The following is a 21965-nucleotide window of genomic DNA, read 5'->3' as shown; positions in this document are numbered from 1 at the left end:
CGAAGACATGGCTGGTGCCGCGTCAAATCGCATACGTGCTGCAGATCGCATATCCTCCGCGGGGGCTTCGGGTGCTCGCCGCCCGCGACTCCTCAGCACTCTATGACGTTGACCGCGAGCCCGCCCGTTGCGGTCTCCTTGTACTTGTCGCTCATGTCGCGCCCGGTCTCCCGCATCGTCGCGATGACCTGGTCCAGGCTCACGCGATGGGATCCGTCGCCCATGAGCGCCATCTTGGCGGCGTTGACCGCCTTCGAGGCCGCGATCGCGTTGCGCTCGATGCACGGGATCTGCACGAGCCCGCCGATCGGGTCGCAGGTGAGTCCGAGGTTGTGCTCCATGGCGATCTCGGCCGCGTTCTCGACCTGCTCGGGGGTGCCGCCGAGCACCTGGGCCAGACCGGCCGCCGCCATCGACGACGCCGACCCGACCTCTCCCTGGCAGCCGACCTCGGCGCCCGAGATGGACGCCTGCTCCTTGTAGAGCACGCCGACCGCCGCCGCCGCGAGCAGGAAGTCGGCAATGGCCCGCTGCTTGTCCTCGGCCGTCCAGGTCTCGACGCCCGGCGCGTAGTGCGTCGCGTAGAACAGCACCGCCGGGATGATGCCGGCCGCGCCGTTCGTCGGCGCCGTCACCACCCGCCCGCCCGAGGCGTTCTCCTCGTTGACGGCGAGCGCCACGAGGTTGATCCACTCCTGCCAGTAGCGGGGGTCCCGATCCGGATCCTGCTCGCTCAGCCGCCGATGCCACTCGGGCGCGCGACGCCGCACCTCGAGCCCGCCGGGGAGCACGCCTGTGCGCTCGAGCGCCGAGTCCTTGCAGGCCTCCATCACCTCCCAGGTGCGCGCGAGCCCCGCGCGCACCTCCGCCTCGCTGCGGAGCGTCAGCTCGTTCGCGAGCATCACGTCGGCGATGGACGACTCGCTGCGGCGCGCGTGCGCGAGCAGCTCGGCCGCGGTGGTGAAGGGGTAGGGCTGTTCGGCCGCCGCCGCCGCGAGCCGGCCCCGCACCTCCTGCTCGGCGCCCTCCCGCAGGATGAATCCCCCGCCCAGCGAGAAGTAGGTCTGCTCGTCGAGCGGCTCGCCGTCGGCGGCGAACGCCCCGAAGCGCATGCCGTTCGTGTGCCGCGGCAGCACCGTGAGCGGGTGCAGCACGATGTCGGAGACGCCGAAACGGATCTCGACCGGAGGGACTCCCAGCTGCGCGGCGAGGCGCAGAGCTCCTCCCTGCTCGATCCGGGCGAGCTCCCGGTCCACCTCGTCGGGCAGCACCTGCTCCGGATCGCAGCCCTCGAGCCCCAGCAGCACGGCCGTGAGCGTGCCGTGGCCTCGCCCGGTCGCCGCGAGCGAGCCGTAGAGGTCGACCCGCAGCTCGCGCACGGCGTCGAGCGCGCTCGCGCGGCACAGGCGCTCGACGAATCCGCGCGCCGCGCGCATCGGGCCGACGGTGTGCGAGCTCGACGGCCCGATGCCTACCCTGAAGAGGTCGAAGACGCTGACGGCCACGGTTGGTTCCCGGCTGGACGCCGCCCGCTAGAGCTCGGCCCCGTTGTCGGCGGCGTACTGCTCGGCGCTCAGCAGCGGGCCCTCCTCGGCGACGGCGACGCGGAACAGCCAGCCCTCGCCGTAGGGGTCGGAGTTGATGATCGCCGGGTCGGCGACCGCGGCATCGTTGACCTCCACCACCTCGCCGGCGACGGGCGAGAAGAGCTCCGACACCGACTTCGTCGACTCGACCTCGCCCACCACCTCGCCGACGGCGATGGTCGCGCCCGTCTCGGGCAGGTCGACGTAGACGATCTCGCCGAGGGCGTCGGCCGCCACCTCGCTGATGCCGACCGTGGCGGGGCTGCCGCCGTCGATCCACTCGTGCTCGGCCGAGTAGCGGAGTCCGGTCCGTACCTTGCTCATGTGCTGCTGCTTTCTCTCATCGGGTGTGGGGGCTGGAGTGCGGGATGCGGGAGCCGGGCGGCTACCGGGCCCGGCGATAGAACGGCGGGGAGACGACCTCGAAGGGCTCGGCCTTGCCGCGCAGGTCGACCTCGAGCGGCGTTCCCGCTTCGGCGCAGGCGGGCTCCACGTAGGCGATCGCGATCGGGTAGCCGAGCGTGGGGCTCGGCTGGCCGCTCGTGACCCGGCCGACGACCCGGCCTCCGGCGAGCACGGCGTAGCCCGCGCGGGCTGCGCGGCGTCCCGCTCCCCGAAGCCCGACGAGCACGGTCTCCGGCCCGGCCTCGCGACGCGCCTCGAGCGCCGCGCGGCCGGTGAAGCGCTCCTCCTTCGCGAGGGAGACCACGCCGCCGAGGCCCGCCTCGAAGGGGGTGACGTCGAGGCCGAGCTCGTTGCCGTACAGCGGCATGCCGGCCTCGAGGCGCAGCGAGTCGCGGGAGGCGAGTCCCGCGGGGATCAGGCCGTGCGGCTCTCCGGCCTCGATGAGCGCGCGCCACAGGCCGGGGGCCTCGTCGTTCGGCAGGTAGAGCTCGAAGCCGTCCTCCCCGGTGTAGCCGGTGCGCGCGAGCAGCACCGGGAAGCCGCCGACCGCGGCCTGCGCCGCCGAGTAGTACTTCATGTCGGAGACGAGGGCGCGCTGCTCGTCGGCAACGAGCGCGTGCAGGATCGCCACGGCGTTCGGCCCCTGCACCGCGATGAGGCTCATGTCGGCCGACTGATCGCTGATCTCCACGTCGAAGCCCGCGGCCCGCTCGGCGAACTCTGCGGCGACGGTCTCCGAGTTGCCGGCGTTCGGCACGACGAGGTAGACGTCCTGCGCAAGCCGGTAGCTGATGAGGTCGTCGATGATGCCGCCGTCGGGGGCGCAGATCAGCGAGTACTTCGCACGACCGACCGCGATCGCGCCGAGATCGCCGACGAGCGCCGTGTTGAGGAACGTCGCCGCGTCGGGACCCGCGACCCGGATCTCGCCCATGTGGGAGAGGTCGAAGAGGCCCGCGGCATCGCGGACGGCGCGGTGCTCGGCGAGTTCGGAGCCGTACTTCAGCGGCATGTCCCAGCCGCCGAAGTCGGTGAAGGAGGCGCCGAGCCGCTCGTGCTCGGCGTGCAGCGCCGTCTGCTTCGTTGTGCTCACGGTGTTCCTCAGTTCTCGAAGGCCTCGGGGGCGGGGCAGGAGCAGATCAGGTTGCGGTCGCCGTGCGCGCCGTCGATGCGGCCGACCGGGGGGAAGTACTTGTCGACGCGCAGCGCGGAGACGGGGAACGCGGCCTGCTCCACCGGGTAGGGGCGGTCCCAGCCGCTCGACACGACCGCGTCGGCGGTGTGGGGCGCGCGGCGCAGCGGCGAATCCGCGAGGGAGAAGTCACCGGCGGCGACCTGGTCGATCTCGCCGCGGATCGCGATCATCGCCTCGATGAAGCGCTCGAGCTCGCCCAGATCCTCCGACTCGGTCGGCTCGACCATGAGCGTGCCCGCGACGGGGAACGCGAGGGTCGGCGCGTGGAAGCCGAAGTCGATGAGGCGCTTCGCCACGTCCTCGGCGGTCACCCCCGTGGCGGCCTTGAGCTCGCGCAGGTCGAGGATGCACTCGTGCGCCACGAGTCCGCTCTCCCCCGTGAAGAGCACCGGGAAGTGGTCCCGCAGCCGGGAGGCGATGTAGTTGGCGTTCAGCAGCGCGGTCTTCGTGGCGCGGGTGAGGCCGTCGGCTCCGAGCATCGCGATGTACGCCCACGAGATCGGCAGCACCCCCGCGGAGCCGAACAGCGTCGCGACCACGGGGATCCCGTCGCGCACCGCGTACCCTCCCGTGGGATCGCCCGGCAGGTACGGCAGCAGGTGCTCGGCGACCGCGACCGGGCCGACGCCGGGACCGCCGCCGCCGTGCGGGATCGCGAAGGTCTTGTGCAGGTTGAGGTGCGACACGTCGCCGCCGAACTCGCCCGGCTTCGCGAGCCCCACGAGGGCGTTCATGTTCGCGCCGTCGATGTACACCTGCCCGCCCGCCGCGTGGATCCTGTCGCAGACCTCGCGCACGTCGACGTCGTAGCGGCCGTAGGTCGACGGGTAGGTGATCATGATGGCCGCGAGCGCGTCGCCGTGCTCCGCGATCTTCTCGTCGAGGTCGTCGAGGTCGATCGCGCCGGCGTCGGTGTTCTTCACCACGACGACCCGCATGCCCGCGAGCACCGCCGAGGCGGCGTTCGTGCCGTGCGCCGAGGCGGGGATGAGGCAGACGTCGCGCTGCGCGTCTCCGTTCGCCCGATGGTAGCCCCGGATCGCGAGCAGCCCCGCGTACTCGCCCTGCGAGCCGGCGTTCGGCTGCAGCGACACTCCGGCGTACCCGGTGATCTCGACGAGGCGCCGCTCGAGGTCGGCGATGAGCTCGCGCCACCCGGCGCTCTGGTGGTCGGGCACGTAGGGGTGGATCCCGGCGAACTCGGGCCAGGAGATCGACTCCATCTCGGCCGTCGAGTTGAGCTTCATGGTGCAGGATCCGAGCGGGATCATGGTGCGGTCGAGCGCGAGGTCGCGCCCGGAGAGGCGGCGCAGGTAGCGCAGCATCTGGGTCTCGGAGCGCAGCGAATTGAAGATGGGGTGCGTGAGGTAGTCGCTCTCGCGCACGAGGCGGGGAGCGAAGCCGTAGTCTCCCGCCGGGACGGTCTCGGCCACGGTCGCGCCGAAGACGCCGGCGAGGGTCTCGACGATCTCGTGCGTCGTGGTCTCGTCGGTGGAGATGCCGACGGTGTCGGCGTCGATGCGGCGCAGGTTGATGCCGGCCACCTCCGCGTCGGCGACGACCCGCTCGGCGCGGCCGGGCACCCTCGCCACGATCGTGTCGAAGAACTCGGTGCGGGCGAGCTCGACCCCCGCCTCGGTCAGTGCGGCGGCGAGGGTGCGGGCGTGCGCGTGCGCGCGCTCGGCGATCGCCTTGATCCCCGAGGGGCCGTGGTAGACCGCGAACATCGACGCGGTGATCGCGAGCAGCGCCTGCGCGGTGCAGATGTTGCTCGTGGCCTTCTCGCGGCGGATGTGCTGCTCGCGGGTCTGCAGGGCGAGGCGGTAGGCGGGCCGGCCCGCGTCGTCCCTCGAGACGCCCACCAGGCGTCCCGGCATGGAGCGCTCGAGGCCGGAGCGGATCGCCATGTACGCCGCGTGCGGGCCGCCGAAGAAGAGGGGCACGCCGAAGCGCTGGGTGTTGCCCACCGCGATGTCGGCGCCCTGCTCCCCGGGAGGGGTGATGAGCGCGAGCGCGAGCAGGTCGGCTACGACCGTGACCATCGCCCCGCGTTCCTTCGCCTCGGCGATGATCGCCGAGTGATCGACCACGGCACCGTCGTCGCCCGGCTGCTGCAGCACGATGCCCGAGATGTCGCCCTCGGGCAGCCCCTCGGCGAGGTCGGCGACCTCGACCTCGAAGCCGAGCGCCTCGGCGCGGCCCCGGATCACGGCGATGGTCTGCGGGAACAGGCCCGCGTCGACCACGGTCCTCGCCGATCCCTTCGCCCTGCCTGCGCGGCGCATGAGCAGCACCGCCTCCGCCGCGGCCGACGACTCGTCGAGCAGCGAGGCGTTCGCGACGGGAAGCCCGGTGAGGTCGGAGACCATGGTCTGGAAGTTGAGCAGCGCCTCGAGCCGTCCCTGCGAGATCTCGGGCTGGTAGGGGGTGTAGGCGGTGTACCAGGCCGGGTTCTCGAGCACCTTGCGCAGGATGATGGGCGGCGTGATCGTGCCGTAGAAGCCCTGCCCGATCATCTGGGTCTTCAGCACGTTCCTGCCGGCGATCTCGCGCAGCCGGGCGAGCGCCCCCTCCTCCGAGAGCGGAGCCGGGAGGTCGAGCGGACGGTCGACGCGGATGCCGGCCGGCACCGCGGCGTCGACGAGCGCGTCGAGGTCGGCGCATCCGAGCTGCGCCAGCATCCGTTCGACGTCGGCGCTCGCGGTCACGCCGATGTGCCGGTCGGCGAATACGGCTGCGTTCGGGACAGTGCTCAAGAGGATCTCCGTGGGGTGACCGCGCGGGCGCGCGTATTGACGTGGGATCCTCCCCGATCTGTTACGGAACCTGAGAGATTCGGGATCCCGCCATGCGGGCTCCCTTGCACCGTCGGTGGGCGGTCGCGATCCTGCGGGATCGGCGTCCGCCGCTTTCCAGAGTTGCCTCGCCGCGGCGGTACGGGGGCCTGAGAGATTCCCGGGGAGGGTTTGCTCCTACGGCGCCGGGTCGCGATATCGCGGATCCCGGGCTCTCCCGCCACGGCTTGACGGCCGATATTCAAGAGTGCGCTCAGCCTATCAGGCGACGGGGCGACCGGGGGCGGGATCGCCCGCCCGCGCACGACCCGGCTACTTGCCAGACTCGTCCATGCCGTCCATCGCGAGGAGCTCCTCCTCGACGGCACCGCCGTACCCCTCCCTCTGCGGGTCGCCGTGGAGGCCGCCCGAGACGGCGTACTCCTCCTCGGGCGAGAGTACGAGGTGGTGCCGCCCGTAGAGTCCGAACACGAGCAGTGCGATCACGTAGACGATCACGATCGCGATGATCGCCGGCTGGAAGGTCGCATTCAACAGGAAGCCGACGAAGATGAGCGCCGCGATGACGGCCGCCGCCCAGGCGCCGAACAGCCCCCACGGGCTGCGGTACGGACGGCTCGCGCGGGGATACTTCTTGCGCAGCACCAGGAAGGAGACCATCTGCATGAAGTACGCGAGCACCGCGCCCCACACCGCGATGTTCAGCACGATCGCCCCGGCCACTCCCTCGGCGCCGCCGGCGAGATCGACGATGATGAGAGCGACGAACCCGATGAGCGCCCCCGCGAGCAGAGCCACCCACGGGGTGTGGCGCTTGCCGGTGAGCGAGAGGAACTTCGGGTAGTAGCCGGCGCGGGAGAGCGAATACATGTTGCGGCCGTACGCGAACATGATGCCCTGCAGCGAGGCCAGCAGCCCGATCAGCGCGAAGAGCGCGAGCACGGCGGCCAGCTGGTCGCCGACGATCGCACGGAAGCCGTCGAGCAGCGGCTCGCCCGCCGTGCCCATCGCCTCGGCGCCGATGACGCCCGTGTTGAGGAAGAGCACCAGGAGCCCTGTGATGATGAGGGTGCCGCGCGCCCAGAGGCCCGCACGGGGGATGTCGCGCACCGGATCGTGCGACTCCTCGGCCGCGAGCGGCAGTTCCTCGATGCCGAGGAAGAACCACATGGCGAAGGGCATTGCGAAGAGGATCGGCAGCACGCCGTTGGGCAGGAAGACCGTCTGGCCCGCAGCGGGCTCGATGTCCCAGAGCGCCTCCCAGCTGAAGCTGCCGCTGAAGACCGCCATCGCCGAGAACAGCAGGATGATCCCGATCGAGATGATCGAGACGACGATCGCGAACTTGAAGGAGATGGCCGCGCCGGCCGAGTTGAGGCCGATGAAGACCGCGTAGAGGATGATCCACCACACCCAGGACGGCAGCGACAGCCCGAGCAGCTCGCTCGTGATGCCGTCGGCGTAGGAGGCCGAGAAGAACACGATCACCGCCGTGGTGGCGACGTACTCGACCGTCTCGGCGAGCCCGGTGACGAAGCCGCCCCACGGCCCCATCGCCGCTCGGCCGAAGGAGTAGGCGCCGCCCGTGTGCGGCATGGCCGCGGCCATCTCCCCGATGGAGAAGATGAGGCCGTAGTACATGACGACGAGGATCGCGAAGGCGATGAGCATGCCGCCGAAGCCGGCCGCGTCGATGCCGAAGTTCCAGCCCGAGAAATCGCCCGAGATCACGGCTCCGACGGCGAGGCCCCAGAGGCCCCAGACCCCGGCCGCGCGCTTGAGCCGGCGCTTCTCGAAGTATCCGGACTCGGCCGTCGTGTACGTCACGCCCGAGACCTTGAGGGTGTCCTTGGCCATCATCGGCCTCCTTCACGTCGCTGTGAATCGCAGTGGTCGGCTGCGCCCGCGCCGGCTGACACGGTCGTTGCAACCGACTATAGTGAATTCAATGGTCGAATCAACTACCTTTGGGAGAATCTTTCCGGGCTGATCCCGCACGGACCGATCGATGCGCACGAGCCCTCGCGCGCCGAGCATCCGCCATAAGGTCTTCGAGCAGACCATTCGCACCGCCACATCCACCGAACGCGACGCCCTCAGAGCCGAGGAGGAGCACCATGATCCCAGCCAGCGGGAACCTGAGCCCACAAGAACTGCGCGACGAGGTCGCGTCGGGAGCGATCGACACCGTCATCGTCGCCTTCACCGACATGCAGGGCCGCCTGGTGGGCAAGCGGGTCTCCGCCCGGCTCTTCCTCGAGGAGGTCATGGAGCACGGCGCCGAGTGCTGCAACTACCTGCTCGCGGTCGACGTCGACCTCAACACCGTCGACGGCTACGCGCTCACCAGCTGGGAGAGCGGCTACGGCGACATGGCGATGATCCCGGATCTCTCGACCCTGCGCCGCGCGCCCTGGCTGCCCGGCACCGCGCTCGTCATCGCAGACCTCACCCTCGCGAGCGACCACTCCCCCATCCCGGTCTCGCCGCGGCAGATCCTGCGCCGCCAGATCGACCGACTCGAGGAGCGGGGCCTCGTGCCCTACGTCGGCACCGAGCTCGAGTTCCTCGTCTTCGACGACGACTACCGCACCGCCTGGCGCAAGGGCTACCGCGACCTCGCGACGGCGAGCGACTTCAACACCGACTACGCCCTCCAGGCCTCGACGCGCCTCGAACCGCTGCTGCGCGACATCCGCAACTCCATGGACGGGGCGGGCATGTACTGCGAGGGCGTCAAGGGCGAGTGCAACCTCGGCCAGCAGGAGATCGCGTTCCGCTACGCGCACGCGCTCCCGACCTGCGACAACCACTCCGTCTACAAGAGCGGTTCGAAGGAGATCGCCGAGGCGCACGGCAAGAGCATCACCTTCATGGCGAAGTTCAACGAGCGCGAGGGCAACAGCTGCCACGTGCACGCGAGCCTGCGCAGCACCGCGGGCGACCCGGTGTTCGCCGACTCCGGCTCCCCCGACGGCATGTCGAAGACGTTCCGCCACTTCATCGCGGGCCAGCTCGCCGCCATGCGCGAGTTCACGCTGCTGTACGCCCCCAACATCAACTCCTACAAGCGCTTCGTCGAGGGCAGCTTCGCCCCCACCGCCGTGGCCTGGGGCCACGACAACCGCACCTGCGCGCTGCGCGTCGTCGGGCGGGGCCACGGCATGCGCGTCGAGAACCGGGTGCCGGGCGGCGACGTGAACCAGTACCTCGCCGTCGCGGGCATGCTCGCCTCGGGCCTGCACGGCATCGAGCGGCAGCTCGAGCTCGGCGAGCCGCTGGCGGGCAACGCGTACACGGCGGACATCGCGCGGGTGCCGACCACGCTGCGCGAGGCCGCCGACCTCTTCGAGCGGTCGCGACTCGCCCGCGAGGTCTTCGGCGACGACGTCGTCGAGCACTACACCCACGCGGCGCGCGTCGAGGTCGCGGCCTACGACGCGGCCGTCACCGACTGGGAGAGGGTGCGGGGGTTTGAACGGCTCTGAGACGCGGCGGGACGCGCCCGTCATCGGCATCACCAGCTACCTCGAGCAGGCGCGCACCGGGGTCTGGGACGTGCGGGCGTCGTTCCTGCCCGAGGTCTACCTCGACGGGGTGACCGACGCGGGCGGCATCGCCGTCGTGCTGCCGCCCCAGCCGGTCGATGCGCAGATCGCGCGCCGCATCGTCTCCACCCTCGACGGGCTCATCCTCTCGGGCGGCGCCGACGTCGATCCGGCGCGCTACGGGCAGGATGCGCACGAGCGCACCGGCGCGCCCCGCACCGACCGCGACGCCTTCGAGAGCGCCCTGCTCGACGCCGTCATCGAGACCGGGCTGCCCTTTCTCGGCATCTGCCGCGGCGCGCAGATGCTCAACGTCGAACTCGGCGGCACGCTGATCCAGCACCTCCCCGACGTCGTCGGCGACGAGCGCTACCAGCTCGGCGACGGCGTCTTCAACCCGATCGACGTCGAGGTGGCCGAGGGGACGCGCATCGCCGAGGTGCTCGGCGACCGCGGCGCCCGCGCGCATCTCTACCACCACCAGGCGATCGGCGAGCTGGGCGACGGGCTCGAGGTCACCAGCCGCACATCGGACGGCGTCATCGAGGCGATCGAGCTCCCGTCGGCTCCCTTCTGCATCGCCGTGCAGTGGCACCCCGAGGAGAATCGGGACGACCGCCGACTGTTCGAGGGCCTCGTGCGCGCGGCGCGCGAGCGCCGACGCGCCCGCGCCGCCCCATCGGCATCGGACCACGCCCCCCACAGCGCCCCCGGAGAGGAGCACCCATGAGCTACACCGTCGTCAACCCGGCGAACGAGGCCGTCGTCACCGAGGTCGAGCACCTCGACGCCGCGCAGACCGATCTCGCCATCGCGGACGCCGTGCGGGCGCAGAGGGATTGGGCGCGCGTCGCGCCCGCCGACCGAGCGAGGGCGCTGCGGCGCTTCGCCGACGCGGTCGACGCCGACGTCGAGCGCCTCGCGCAGCTCGAGACCGCGGGCTCCGGCCACCCCATCGCGCAGTCCCGTTGGGAGGCCGGGCACGTGCGCGACGTGCTCGAGTACTACTCGGCCGCGCCCGAGCGCCTCATCGGCCGGCAGATCCCCGTCGCCGGCGGACTCGACGTCACCTTCCACGAGCCGCTCGGCGTCGTCGGCGTCATCACGCCCTGGAACTTCCCCATGACCATCGCGGCCTGGGGCTTCGCGCCCGCGCTGGCCGCGGGCAACGCGGTCGTGCTCAAGCCCGCCGAGTGGACGCCCCTCACGAGCCTGCGCCTCGGCGAGCTGGCCCTCGAGGCCGACCTGCCCGAGGGGCTCTTCCAGGTGCTCGCGGGCCGCGGATCCGTCGTCGGCGAGCGCTTCGTGACGAACCGGCACGTGCGCAAGGTCGTCTTCACCGGTTCCACCGAGGTCGGCAAGCGCATCATGGCCGGCTGCGCCGAGCAGGTGAAGCGCGTCACCCTCGAGCTCGGCGGCAAGAGCGCCAATATCGTGTTCGAGGACGCCGATATCGAGCAGGCGGCGGCCACCGCCCCCTCCTCGGTCTTCGACAACGCCGGGCAGGACTGCTGCGCGCGCAGCCGCCTGCTCGTGCAGCGCAGCGTGTACGACCGCTTCATGGAGCGCTTCGAGCAGGCCGTGAAGGCGGTCGAGGTCGGCGATCCCGCCCTCGAATCGACCGAGGTGGGCCCGCTCGTCACGCTCGCGCACCGAGACCGCGTCGCGTCGTTCCTCACCGACGACGTGCCGGTCGCGTTCCGCGGATCCTGCCCGGACGGCCCGGGCGCCTGGTTCGCCCCCACCGTGGTCACCCCGCAGCGCGGCGACCGGGTGGCGACGGAGGAGATCTTCGGCCCCGTGGTCGCCGTGCTCCCCTTCGACGACGAGGCCGACGCGCTGCAGCTGGCCAACGACACCGTCTACGGTCTGAGCGGCTCGATCTGGACTCGGGATCTGGCCCGCGGCATCCGCGTGGCGCGCGGCGTCGAGGGCGGCAACCTCTCCGTCAACTCCCACTCCTCGGTGCGCTACTCGACGCCCTTCGGCGGCTTCAAGCAGTCGGGCCTCGGCCGCGAGCTCGGGCCCGACGCCGCCGAGCACTTCACCGAGACGAAGAACGTGTTCTTCGCGACCGAATAGCCCCCTCCCACCACCCACCTCGAGGAACAGCCCATGAACGACATCACCCCCATCGACCTCACCCAGCGGCTCGCCGGCAAGGTCGCCGTCATCACCGGAGGCGGCAGCGGCATCGGCCTCGCCACCGCCAGGCGCATGCGCGCCGAGGGCGCCAGGATCGTCATCGGCGACATGGAGCCCATCGGCGGCGAGGCCGCGGCCCAGGAGGTCGAGGGCCTCTTCGTGCGGGCCGACGTGACCGACGAGGAGCAGGTGGACAACCTGTTCGACACCGCCGCACGCGAGTACGGCTCGGTCGACATCGCCTTCAACAACGCCGGCATCTCGCCCGACGACGACGACTCGATCGAGACCACCGAGCTGCCAGCCTGGCAGAAGGTGCAGGACGTCAACCTGAAGAGCGTCTACCTCTGCTCGCGCGCCGCGCTGCGCCACATGACGAAGCAGGGTTCGGGATCCATCATCAACACGGCCTCCTTCGTCGCGGTGATGGGATCGGCCACCTCCCAGATCTCCTACACGGCGTCGAAGGGCGGCGTGCTCGCCATGACCCGGGAGCTCGGCGTGCAGTTCGCCCGCCAGGGCATCCGCGTCAACGCCCTCTGCCCCGGACCGGTGGACACGCCGCTGCTGCGGGAGCTGTTCGCGAAGGATCCCGAGCGCGCCGCGCGCCGCCTCGTGCACATCCCCGTCGGCCGCTTCGCCCGCCCCGAGGAGCTCGCCGCCTCGGTCGCCTTCCTCGCGAGCGACGACGCCTCCTTCATCACCGCCTCGACGTTCCTCGTCGACGGCGGCCTCACGAGCGCGTACACCACGCCGCTCTGAGCGCGGACGCTCGCCAGGGCCTCGGGCCTTGGCACGAAGGGAGAGCGATGCACGTACCGTCAGAGGGCGCCGAACTACTCATCGGAGCCGTCCGCCCGGCCAACGCCTACGAGGAGACCATTCGCCGCCTGCTCCAGTCGATCCGCCTCGGGCTGATCCCGCCCGGCGACCGGCTGCCGGCCGAGCGAGACCTCGCGGCCATGCTGAAGGTGAGCCGCGACACCGTGCGCGAGGCGCTCGCGACGCTCGCCGAAGCGGGGTACGTGGTCTCCCGTCGCGGCCGCTACGGCGGCACGTTCGTCGTCGACGGGCTGCCCAGCGATTCGGTGCTGCGCGCCGAGCTCGGCAGCCGCACCGGCTTCGACGAGGACGAGATCGAGGACACCGCCGTGCTGCGCCGCGTGCTCGAGGTGGGCGCCGCCCGCGAGGCGGCATCCAGAGTGCTGAGCGCCGAGGACCGCGCCGCCCTGACGCGGACCCTCGAGGAGTGCACGGCGGCCGACATCGCCGACCACCGGCGACTCGACTCCCGGCTGCATCTGCTGATCGCGGAGCTGTCGGGATCCCCGAGCCTCGTGCCGCTCGTCGCCAACCTGCGCTCGCGCGTCAACGCGCTGCTCGACGAGATCCCGGTGCTGCCCCCCAACCTCTCCCACTCGCACGCGCAGCACGCGGCGATCGTGTCGGCGATCCTGGCCGGCCGGCCGGAGTCGGCGGCCGAGGCGATGCTCGAGCACATCGAGGGGTCGACGGCGCTGCTGCGCGGCTTCCTGTCCTCGCGGTAGCTGGCGGGGCCGCGCGGCTACCGCAGCCGCAGCGCCGCCACAACCTCGCTCGCCGGGCGCACGGCGGCGAGCGATCCGACGCCCTCCCCGGCGTCGAGCGGCACGACCGAGTAGTCCCCGGCCGCCACCGCCGCGCGGAACTCGGCGCGGGCCTCGGCGTCGGCCGCGAGCTCGTCCTCGCGCCCCTGCCAGCGGTCGACGAACGGCGTGCGCAGCAGCCGCTCCGGGAACCGCGGGGGCCACGGTCGCTCGAGCGCCACGTCGAGCACCCGCGAGACCACGGTGTCGGCGCCGTCCGCGTCGATGAGCACGGCGCGGGCGGCGTCGCCGGTCAGCGCCTCCTCGCAGGCCGCGAACGCGGTGCCCGCCCAGGCCGCCGCGGCTCCCGCGCCGAGCACGCGCGCGACGTCCTCGGCCGTGCTCACCGCACCCGCGGCCAGCACCGGCACCTCGACCGCCTCCACGACGGCCGCCAGCAGCGCATCCCGCGGCTCGCGATGGTCGCCGTGACCGCCTCCCTCCAGCCCGCGGGCCACGACGGCGTCGACGCCCGCGTCGACCGCGCGGCGCGCCTCCGCGACCGTGGCCACCTGCGTCACGGCGAGCGCGCCGGCGGCGCGCACGGTCTCGACCCACGACGGGTGCGGATCCGCTCCCTCCCAGTCCCCGAAACTCACCGAGACGAGCGCCGGGGCCGCGGCGAGCGCCCGCTCGAGCATGGCGGGGTCGCGAGCGATCCCCCAGGCGACGAGGCCGATCCCGAACGGCCTGCCGCCGGTGTCGAGACGCGCGAGCTCGCGCTCGAGCGCGGCGACCGATCCCGCACTCCCCATGCCGATCATGCCGAGCGCCCCGGCGCGCGACACCGCGCCGGCGAGCCGCCCGCCCGCCACGCCGCCCATCGGCGCGCACACCACGGGCGCCGTCAGTCCCAGCCGACGCGCCCACCCCGTCTGCAGCCGGTCCGCCATGCTCGTTTCCTCCACTCCCGCGCCGCGGGCGGCGGCCGGATCCTCGCTCATGCCTCCACGGTACTCTCCGGCGGACGGATCGGCGGTCGCTGCGCGCGACGGTACACGAGGTCCCGGATCGCGCGCCCCCTCTCGGCGCCCTTCCGCTCGAAGGCGGTGAGCACGCGCCCCTCGAATCGCTCGGCCCACTCCCCCTCGAAGTCGCGCTCGAACTCCGGGGCGGCGTCGAGCACCTCGCGCATCCGCTCGGCGTAATCCTCCCAGTCGGTGGCGAGCCGCAGCACGCCGCCGGGGCGCAGCGCGAGCGCGGCGATGCGCGCGAAGTCGGCGCTGACGAGGCGCCGCTTGTGATGGCGCGCCTTCGCCCAGGGGTCGGGGAAGAACACCCAGATCTCGTCGACCGACCCGGCCGGCAGGTACTTCTCGAGCAGCTCGGGGGCGTTCACCTCGGCCAGGCGCAGGTTCTTCACCCCCGCGAGCTCGGCCCGGATGATGGTGCGGGCGAGCCCCGCGCGGAACACCTCGACGCCCAGGAAGTTCTTGTCGGGGCGCGACTCCGCCGCGTGCAGGATCGCGTGCCCCTGCCCCGTGCCCACCTCGACCACCAGCGGGGCGCTGCGCCCGAAGATGCGCTCCGGATCGCCGGCGACGCCGTCGGCGACGCTCGTGGCCGCCCGTCCGCGCGGAATGTCGAGCACGTAGTCGGCGCGATGCTGCTCCCAGGCGCGCGCCTGCGAGGGCGTCATGCGGCCGCTGCGCCGCACGAACGACACCGGCCGGTCACGGAAAGTGCCGGGGTCGAAGCTCTTCGGCGGCAGTGGCTGCTGGTCGGTCACCCGTCTACGGTAGCCGATCCCGCGATCCCGCGATCCCGGACGGCTGCCGGGGCGCGCCAGGCTCCCCTCCGCGGATTGCCGGTCCGCCTCGGGATCCGCCCGGGTACGATGGGGGTACGGCTTCGACGCGGAGGGAGCGCATCATGTCCAGACGGATCCTGCTGGTGAACGGCCCCAACCTCAACCTGCTCGGCACGCGCGAGCCGGAGATCTACGGCGAGGAGACCCTCGCCGACGTGGAGGTGCTCGTCTCGCGCGTCGCCGGCGATTTCGGCCTCGATGTGCGGGCCGTGCAGAGCAATCACGAGGGCGCGCTGATCGACGCGATCCACGCCGCGCGCGAGGACTGCTCGGCGATCGTCATCAACCCTGGGGCGTTCACGCACACGTCGATCGCGCTGCGCGACGCGCTCGCCGGCGTGGCCCTGCCCGTCGCCGAGGTGCACATCTCCAACGTGCACGCCCGAGAGTCCTTCCGCCACCGCTCGTACGTCTCGGGCATAGCCGCCTGCGTGGTCGTGGGCTGCGGGGTGCAGGGCTACGAGTTCGCGGTGCGCCGCCTCGCCGCGCTCATCGCGGGGTAGGGCGTCCGGATCCGGCGCGGAGCCCACGGCCCGCCGCCCTACGGCGCCGTGGGGAACACGTCGAACAGCTGCGGATTGTACGCGTGCACCAGCACGGCGAACACCACCGCGTCGAAGAGCAGGTGCACCGTCACGACGTAGGCCAGCGAGTGGCGCGTGCGCAGGTAGACGTGGCCCTGCATGAGGGCGAACGGGATCGTGAGGAGCGGCCCCCAGGCCCGGTACCCCAGCTCCCACAGGAACGACGCGAACACGATCGCCTGCAGCAGGTTGGCGGCCCACGGCGGGAAATGCCGCAGCAGCGCGGTGAAAACCGTGCCGATGAAGAAGAGCTCGTCCCAGATGCCGACGGCGCCGACGCCGATGAAGAGCCGGGCCATCAGCTCGGGCGTGTCGACCACGGGCCAGTTGAGGTACACGCCGGAGGAGATGAAGTACCAGGGCAGGATCAGCCACGCGAGCACCAGCGCGGCGGCCAGCCATCCCCAGTGCAGCCGACCCCAGCGGCCGGAGCCGAACCAGGGGAAGGCTGTGGCGCGATCCCGGTACAGGTAGCGCGATACCGCGTAGGGCACCGCGACCGCTCCGCCCAGCGCGAGCGTGAACTTGATCATCGACCAGTCGTCGAGCCCGGCGGCGAGCGGGATGGTGCGCACGATCGCGAGCCCGATCGCGATGAGGGAGAGGTCGCGCAGCAGGGACGGCGTCCGGCGGGCCATGCGGCCGGAGCTCTGCTCGGCGCCCCAGGCGAGTATGAGCCCCGCCACCAGCAGCGCGAAGCCGAGCACCGGCTGCTCGAGCACGAAGAACGCCGGGGCCGCGAGGCAGACGAGCAGCGCGGCCGACAGGTGCATCGCTCGGAGCCGCCCCGGTTCCTCCCTCATACCCCTAGCGTATCGGCCTCGGGCACCGGGGGCCGGGCGGCACCGGCGCCCGAGGCCGGGGCGCGTCTCGGGGGCCGATCGCGACCTCGGAAGACCGCGAACCGCGCGGGATCAGACGCGCTCGGTCGCGCGCGCCCTCGCCTGGCGGCGCTCGACGACCTTGCCGCGCACCGCGAACGCGATGACGAGCAGCAGGAGCCCGTAGAGGGCGATCGGGATCGGCCCCTGCACGAGCACCGCGAAGTCCCCGTTCGCGCTCATCGCGGCGTCGCGCAGGCTCGTCTCGGCGAGCGGGCCGAGCACCATGCCGATGATGAGCGGCGCCAGCGGGTAGTCGACCGCGCGCATCACGAAGCCGACGAGCCCGATCGCGAGCAGCATCAGGAGGTCGAAGGTCTTGCCCGACGTCGCGTAGATGCCGAGCGCGCAGACCATCGTGATGCCGGCGTAGAGATAGGGGCGCGGGATCAGCAGCAGCTTCGCCCACACCATCGCGAAGGGCAGGTTGAGGATGAGCAGCACGACCATCGCGATGAAGAAGCTCGCGAGCAGCGCCCAGACGAGATCGGCGGAGCGCTCGAAGAGCAGCGGCCCGGGCTGCAGGCCGTACTGCCGGAAGGCGGCGAGCATGATCGCGGCGGTCGCCGAGATCGGCAGGCCGAGCGCCAGCAGGGCGCCCATCGCCATGCCGGTGGTCGAGTTGCCCGCGGCCTCCGGAGCGGCGAGGCCGCGGATCGCCCCCCGGCCGAACTGCGGATGCCTGCGGCGCTTGTCGAGCCGCTTCTCGAGCCCGAAGGCGAGGAACGTCGGGATCTCGGAACCGCCCGCCGGCACGACGCCGAACGGCAGGCCGATCGCGGTGCCCCGCAGCCAGGCGGGCATCGCTTCCCGGAACTCGCGGCCGGAGAGCCACGGGCGGCCCTTCGGGCGGATGAGCTTGCCCCCGCCCACGTGGCGCTCGACGCACGCGACGTAGATGACCTCGCCGAGCGCGAGGATGGCGACCGTCACCGTGACGAGGGAGACCCCGTCGAAGAGGTTCGGCGAATCCAGTGTGAAGCGCGGAGCCCCCGAGATACCGTCGACGCCGATGACCGCGAGGCCGAGCCCGATGAACAGCGACGCGAGCCCCTTCACCGGGTTGTCCGTGACGACCGACGACGTGGCGACGAAGGCGAAGAGCGCCAGAGCGAAGAACTCGGCGGGCCCGAACTGGGTCGAGAAGTCGGCGAGGGCCGGAGCCATGAAGACCACGACGATCGAGGCGATGAAGCCTCCGATGAAGGCTCCGATGGCCGCGGTCGCGAGCGCCTGGGCGGCGCGCCCGTCGAGCGCCATCTTGTGCCCCTCGAAGGTGGAGGCGATGGCCGAGGCCTGCCCGGGCATGTTCATGAGAATGCTCATGGTGGAGTCGCCGAAGAGTCCGCCGAAGTAGACGCCGGAGAACATGATGAAGGCGGCGGTGGGCTCGAGCGCGAAGGTCACGGGCAGCAGCAGCGCCACCGCCATCGAGGATCCGAGCCCGGGCATGACCCCCACGGCGGTGCCCAGCAGGCAGCCGATCACCACCCACAGCAGGTTCTGCCAGGTGAGGGCGCCGACGAAGCCGTCGGCGAGCAGTTGCAGCGTATCCATGTCAGAACCCCCAACCCAGGATGCCGGAGGGCAGCGAGAGCCCGAGCAGCATGTCGAACGCGATGTAGGCGAGCGAGCTGGCGGTGAGCCCCACCAGCATGTTGAAGACCGGGCGCTTCTTCGCCCCGAACGCCCGCGCCACGCACCAGAAGAGCAGCGCCGCGGCGATGATCCAGCCCAGCAGCGGGAGCAGCAGCGTGAAGCCGACGAAGGAGCCGACGATCCAGATCATCGACCCCCAGTCGATGCCGACCCCCGTTCCCCGCTCCTGCTCCTCCTCGTCGGTGAGCAGCGAGAGCTCGGCCTCCTCGGCGCGCCGAGCCGCGGCCTCGGCGCGCTCTCGCAGCGCTCTCACGATCAGCAGCGCGGCGAAGAGGTACAGCCCCGCGGCGATGATCGAGGGGAGGAACTGAGGACCGGGGAACACCACGCCCTCCGGCACCCGCATGGTGAGGATGCCGACGAGCAGGTAGCTGGCGAACGCGACGAGCACCGCGGGCATCACGAGATGCTTCACCAGCACGGCGTTCGGGCTCGATCCTCGGCCCAGCTCGAGCTCCTCGCCGACGACGGCCGAGAGCGATGTGGGGTTGTTCGACGGCGTCATTGTCCCATCTCCTCGTACAGCTGTTCGATGCGCGTGCGCTCCTCCGCGAGGAAGCGGTCGAGCTCATCGCCCGTGATGACCTTCTCGGTCCAGTAGTAGCGATCGATCGCGTCGCGCCACTCGGGCGTCTCCAGGGTCTTGAGCACGAGGTCGACGAGCGACCCGGTCTGCTCGTCGGTCAGCCCCGACGGGGCCGACAGCGAGCGCCAGTTCGTGAGCGTGATGTCGTAGCCCTGCTCGCGTGCGGTGGGGATGTCGATGCCCTCGACGGGCTCGGGGGCGACGAGGGCCAGCGCGCGCAGGCGGCCCGACTCGATCTGGTCGATGTTGTCGGGGTATCCGCCGGCCGCGGCCGCGACGGTGCCGTTGAGCATCGCCTGGATCGCCTCGCCGCCTCCGTCGGAGGGGATGTAGGTCGTGTCGACGGGATCGATGCCGGCGGCGAGCGCGAGGTCGGTGACGACGAGCTGGTCGAACGAGCCCCCGCCCGACCAGGGCAGCGCCTTCGGGTCCTCCCGCCACGCCGCGACGAGGTCGTCGAGGGTCTTGTAGGGCGAGTCGGCCGGCACCACGATCACGTCGTACTCCTCGACCACCACCGCGAGCGGGGTCACGTCGTCGAGGGTGGCCGCGGAGTCGAACTGGATGGTCGCGGCCAGCAGGCCGGTCCCGCCGACGAGGATGTTGCCCGGCTGGCCGGAGAGCACCGACACGTTGCCGAGCGCGATGGTTCCGCCCGCGCCCGGCATGTTGACGACCTGCACGTTGTTGACGAGGCCGTTGGCCTTCTGCGCCTGCTGCAGCTCGCGGGCGAGCCCGTCCCAGCCGCCGCCCGCGGCGGCGGGAGCGATGACGGTCATGGAGGAGGAGATGTCGTCGCCCTGCGCCGCCGAGCTGACCGACCCGTAGGAGGCGATCCCGATGGCGCCCACCGCGATGAGCCCGCCGATGGCGCGCGCCACGAGTCTCCCCGTTCGTCTCCGGGCGGGCGGTTCCTGCCCGCGCTCCGCCGATGCTGCCGTCATGTTCCACTCCTTCGTGCAGACTCCATCGTCATCCGACTGCGGTAACTAGAATGACAGACGGGTAAGCGGTCTCGACCACGTGATGCGCTTTTTTGCTCTTTGATGCTCACGGCCCGACGGAGAGTCCGCGAGGAGGTGCGACGGTGGCGATTCGGATCCGTCCGCTCGCGATGCGCCTGGCGGTCCTGCTGCTGCCGAGCCTCATCGTGCTCGTCTCGGTGGGCCTCACGGCGAGCATCGCGGCGGCGGTGCAGGAGCGCAGCGTTCGCACCGCGACCGGGGAGCGCGTGCAGGACGTCGCGAGGACGCTCGCGGGGCTCAGCCAGGTCAGAGGCGCGCTGCAGCGCGCCGAGGCCGAGGGGTCGAGCGCGGGTCGCGAGCGGGCCACGTCCGAGCTGCAGCCGCTCGCCGACGTGATCGAGCGCGCCTCGGGCGTCGAGTTCGTGGTGATCACGGACGCGGCGGGGATCCGCATCACCCATCCGACTGCGGCGGAGCGCGGAGAGCCGGTGTCGACCGACAACTCGGCCGTGCTCGCGGGCGAGGAGTTCCTCGGCACCGAGACCGGAACGCTCGGTTCGACGCTGCGCGCGAAGGTGCCGGTGCGCGACGGGGCCGACCGGGTGATCGGCACGCTCTCGGTCGGCATACTGGAGGCGCGCATCGCTGCCGATCGGGACGAGGCCCTGCGGCAGCTCCTCCCCTGGGCGCTCGGCGCGCTCGTGCTCGGCACGCTCGCGAGCTCCCTGCTGGCGGCGGCGCTGGAGCGGCGGTTCCGGCGCCTCGACGGAGCCGCGCGCGAGCACGAGCGGCTGCGGCGCACGGCGACGGCCCTCCGCGAGCAGTCGCACGAGTTCAGCACCCGTCTGCACGTCATCCACGGCCTCGTCTCGCACGGCGACACCCGGGAGGCGCTCGCCTACATCGACGGGGTGACGCCGGTGCTCACCGGGTCGCACGACGAGTCGCTCTCGGGACAGCCGCTGCTCCGGGCGACGATCGAGGCGCTGCGGGCGGAGCTCGGGGCTCTCGGGGCGCGGCTCGAGACCGAGATCGACGTGGTCGACGAGGTCGACGAGGAGGTGCTGCTCGTCGCGGCCAACCTCTGCCGCAACGGCGGCGAGGCGGGCGCGACGCTGGTGCGGTTCGCGCTCGCGCAGAGCGGCGACCGGCTGCGGGGATCGGTGGACGACGACGGGCCGGGGATCGATCCGCGGGAGGCGGAGAGGATCTTCGCGGTCGGCTACACTTCGAAGCCGGATCCGACGGGGACGGGACGGGGGCTCGGCCTCGACCTCGTGCGGCGGGCCGTCGCGGCCCGGCACGGCACGATCGAGCTCGGCGGATCCGAGAGGGGCGGAGCGCGCTTCGCGTTCGAGATGGCGGTGAGGCGATGAGCGACGAGACGATCCGCGTGCTCGTGGTCGACGACGACCCCGGTGCGCGCTCCCTGCACAGCCGGTTCGTCTCGGGGGCTCCCGGCTTCTCGCTGGTCGGTGCGGCGGGCAGCGGCGAGGCAGCGGTGGAGCGCGGCCGCCGGGGCGGGGTCGACCTGATCCTGCTCGACATGCGGCTGCCCGACATCAGCGGCGTCGAGGTGCTCCATCGGCTGCGCACGCTCGGCGCGCGCTCCCCCGACGTGCTCGTCATCAGTTCGTCCCGGGACCAGGTGACGGTGCGGCAAGCCCTCGCAGCTCACATCGTGGGCTATCTCGTCAAGCCGTTCACCCAGGAGATGCTGCGCGATCGCCTTCGCGTGTACCGGGCCGAGCGACGGGCCCGGGAGCGGAACGAGCGCGATCGACCGCTCGGGCAGGGCGAGATCGATCGGCTGCTCTCGACGGGCAGGATCCGCGTCCCCGGTTCGGGGGAGCGGGGAGGGCCGCGCGGCCCGGGCGCGCGCGCCGCGCCGGCCGCCGGGCAGGGGCGAGGAGAGGCCGCCCGCCTCCCGAAGGGCCTCTCCGAGGTGACGCTCGCGCGCGTGCTGAAGGTCATCGACCCGGTCGCGGCCGTCTCGGCCGCGGAGCTCGCCGAGCGCTGCTCGATCTCGCGCGCGACCGCGCGCAGATACCTCGACTACCTCGTGGCCGAGGGCGCCATCGACCTGGCGCACCGGTACGGGAGACGGGGGCGGCCCGAGGTGCTCTACCGCCTGGCCCCGTCGCACCTCGGCCGCGGCGATCAGGAATGAAGAAGCCCGAT

19 protein-coding genes and 1 riboswitch are annotated in these 21965 nt (G+C 71.9%); of the genes, 8 read left to right on the top strand and 11 right to left on the bottom strand.

The annotated features are described in order from the left end of the window. Positions 1–92 precede the first annotated feature (92 nt). The 5 genes from D1J51_RS07520 to D1J51_RS07500 form a co-directional block, all read right to left on the bottom strand. Positions 93–1505 carry an L-serine ammonia-lyase gene (locus tag D1J51_RS07520; protein ID WP_119074568.1) on the bottom strand — a complete coding sequence of 471 codons (1413 nt, stop codon included), beginning with the start codon at positions 1503–1505 and terminating at the stop codon, positions 93–95. 27 nt (positions 1506–1532) lie between these two features. Beyond that, positions 1533–1910: a glycine cleavage system protein GcvH gene (gene gcvH / locus D1J51_RS07515; protein WP_119074567.1), complete on the bottom strand. Its 378-nt coding sequence runs from the start codon at positions 1908–1910 to the stop codon at positions 1533–1535. A gap of 61 nt (positions 1911–1971) precedes the next feature. Then, positions 1972–3084 (bottom strand): glycine cleavage system aminomethyltransferase GcvT, encoded by a 1113-nt coding sequence (gcvT, locus tag D1J51_RS07510; RefSeq protein ID WP_119074566.1) that lies wholly within the window; start codon positions 3082–3084, stop codon positions 1972–1974. Between the two features lie 8 nt (positions 3085–3092). Continuing rightward, complete coding sequence (gene gcvP, locus D1J51_RS07505) at positions 3093–5942, bottom strand: aminomethyl-transferring glycine dehydrogenase (protein WP_119074565.1); 2850 nt, start codon at positions 5940–5942, stop codon at positions 3093–3095. A gap of 166 nt (positions 5943–6108) precedes the next feature. After that, positions 6109–6211: riboswitch (glycine riboswitch) on the bottom strand. 82 nt (positions 6212–6293) lie between these two features. After that, a complete protein-coding gene (locus D1J51_RS07500) occupies positions 6294–7838 on the bottom strand; it encodes an amino acid permease (protein ID WP_119074656.1) in 1545 nt (514 codons plus the stop codon). Positions 7839–8098: 260 nt separating this feature from the next. On the opposite strand from D1J51_RS07500, the gene D1J51_RS07495 reads away from it, so the two are divergent. From D1J51_RS07495 to D1J51_RS07475, 5 genes are read left to right on the top strand one after another with little or no spacing between them, the layout of a single operon-like run. Continuing rightward, entirely contained in the window at positions 8099–9469 is a 1371-nt protein-coding gene (locus tag D1J51_RS07495) for a glutamine synthetase family protein (RefSeq protein WP_119074564.1), read from the top strand. Next, positions 9456–10259, top strand: coding sequence for a gamma-glutamyl-gamma-aminobutyrate hydrolase family protein (locus D1J51_RS07490; RefSeq protein WP_119074563.1), 804 nt, complete (start codon positions 9456–9458; stop codon positions 10257–10259). The genes D1J51_RS07495 and D1J51_RS07490 overlap by 14 nt, the downstream gene beginning before the upstream one ends. Then, positions 10256–11611, top strand: a complete 1356-nt coding sequence (locus D1J51_RS07485) for an aldehyde dehydrogenase family protein (protein ID WP_119074562.1) — start codon at positions 10256–10258, stop codon at positions 11609–11611. The genes D1J51_RS07490 and D1J51_RS07485 overlap by 4 nt, the downstream gene beginning before the upstream one ends. A gap of 33 nt (positions 11612–11644) precedes the next feature. After that, a complete protein-coding gene (locus tag D1J51_RS07480; protein WP_162903711.1) occupies positions 11645–12436 on the top strand; it encodes a 3-oxoacyl-ACP reductase in 792 nt (263 codons plus the stop codon). Positions 12437–12483: 47 nt separating this feature from the next. Beyond that, complete coding sequence (locus D1J51_RS07475) at positions 12484–13221, top strand: FadR/GntR family transcriptional regulator (RefSeq protein WP_119074561.1); 738 nt, start codon at positions 12484–12486, stop codon at positions 13219–13221. A 17-nt stretch (positions 13222–13238) separates the two neighbouring features. On the opposite strand, the gene D1J51_RS07470 is transcribed toward D1J51_RS07475, so the two are convergent. Both D1J51_RS07470 and trmB read right to left on the bottom strand, forming a co-directional pair. Next, positions 13239–14243 carry an NAD(P)H-dependent flavin oxidoreductase gene (locus D1J51_RS07470; protein WP_240423030.1) on the bottom strand — a complete coding sequence of 335 codons (1005 nt, stop codon included), beginning with the start codon at positions 14241–14243 and terminating at the stop codon, positions 13239–13241. Further along, positions 14240–15028, bottom strand: a complete 789-nt coding sequence (gene trmB, locus D1J51_RS07465) for a tRNA (guanosine(46)-N7)-methyltransferase TrmB (protein WP_119074560.1) — start codon at positions 15026–15028, stop codon at positions 14240–14242. Before trmB ends, D1J51_RS07470 begins: the two co-directional genes overlap by 4 nt. A gap of 143 nt (positions 15029–15171) precedes the next feature. On the opposite strand from trmB, the gene aroQ reads away from it, so the two are divergent. Next, positions 15172–15612: a type II 3-dehydroquinate dehydratase gene (aroQ, locus tag D1J51_RS07460; RefSeq protein ID WP_119074559.1), complete on the top strand. Its 441-nt coding sequence runs from the start codon at positions 15172–15174 to the stop codon at positions 15610–15612. 38 nt (positions 15613–15650) lie between these two features. Here aroQ and D1J51_RS07455 read toward each other — a convergent pair whose 3' ends face one another. The 4 genes from D1J51_RS07455 to D1J51_RS07440 all read right to left on the bottom strand — a co-directional run bounded on the left by D1J51_RS07455 (position 15651) and on the right by D1J51_RS07440 (position 19763). Beyond that, a complete protein-coding gene (locus D1J51_RS07455; RefSeq protein WP_119074558.1) occupies positions 15651–16496 on the bottom strand; it encodes a CPBP family intramembrane glutamic endopeptidase in 846 nt (281 codons plus the stop codon). 111 nt (positions 16497–16607) lie between these two features. Next, on the bottom strand, positions 16608–18131 hold the full coding sequence (locus D1J51_RS07450; RefSeq protein WP_119074557.1) for a tripartite tricarboxylate transporter permease: 1524 nt from the start codon (positions 18129–18131) through the stop codon (positions 16608–16610). A 1-nt stretch (position 18132) separates the two neighbouring features. Continuing rightward, a complete protein-coding gene (locus D1J51_RS07445) occupies positions 18133–18738 on the bottom strand; it encodes a tripartite tricarboxylate transporter TctB family protein (RefSeq protein ID WP_119074556.1) in 606 nt (201 codons plus the stop codon). Further along, a complete protein-coding gene (locus D1J51_RS07440) occupies positions 18735–19763 on the bottom strand; it encodes a tripartite tricarboxylate transporter substrate binding protein (RefSeq protein WP_119074555.1) in 1029 nt (342 codons plus the stop codon). Before D1J51_RS07440 ends, D1J51_RS07445 begins: the two co-directional genes overlap by 4 nt. Positions 19764–19906: 143 nt before the next feature. On the opposite strand from D1J51_RS07440, the gene D1J51_RS07435 reads away from it, so the two are divergent. Both D1J51_RS07435 and D1J51_RS07430 read left to right on the top strand, forming a co-directional pair. Further along, complete coding sequence (locus tag D1J51_RS07435; RefSeq protein ID WP_240423028.1) at positions 19907–21160, top strand: ATP-binding protein; 1254 nt, start codon at positions 19907–19909, stop codon at positions 21158–21160. After that, positions 21157–21954, top strand: coding sequence for a response regulator transcription factor (locus D1J51_RS07430; protein ID WP_119074554.1), 798 nt, complete (start codon positions 21157–21159; stop codon positions 21952–21954). The genes D1J51_RS07435 and D1J51_RS07430 overlap by 4 nt, the downstream gene beginning before the upstream one ends. The last annotated feature ends 11 nt before the right edge of the window (positions 21955–21965 follow it).

Origin of the sequence: Leucobacter sp. wl10 (assembly GCF_003569785.1) — a bacterium.
GTDB lineage: Bacteria > Actinomycetota > Actinomycetes > Actinomycetales > Microbacteriaceae > Leucobacter.
The sequence above is the reverse complement of the archived record's forward strand: the minus strand, read 5'-3'. Positions and strand labels throughout refer to the sequence as shown.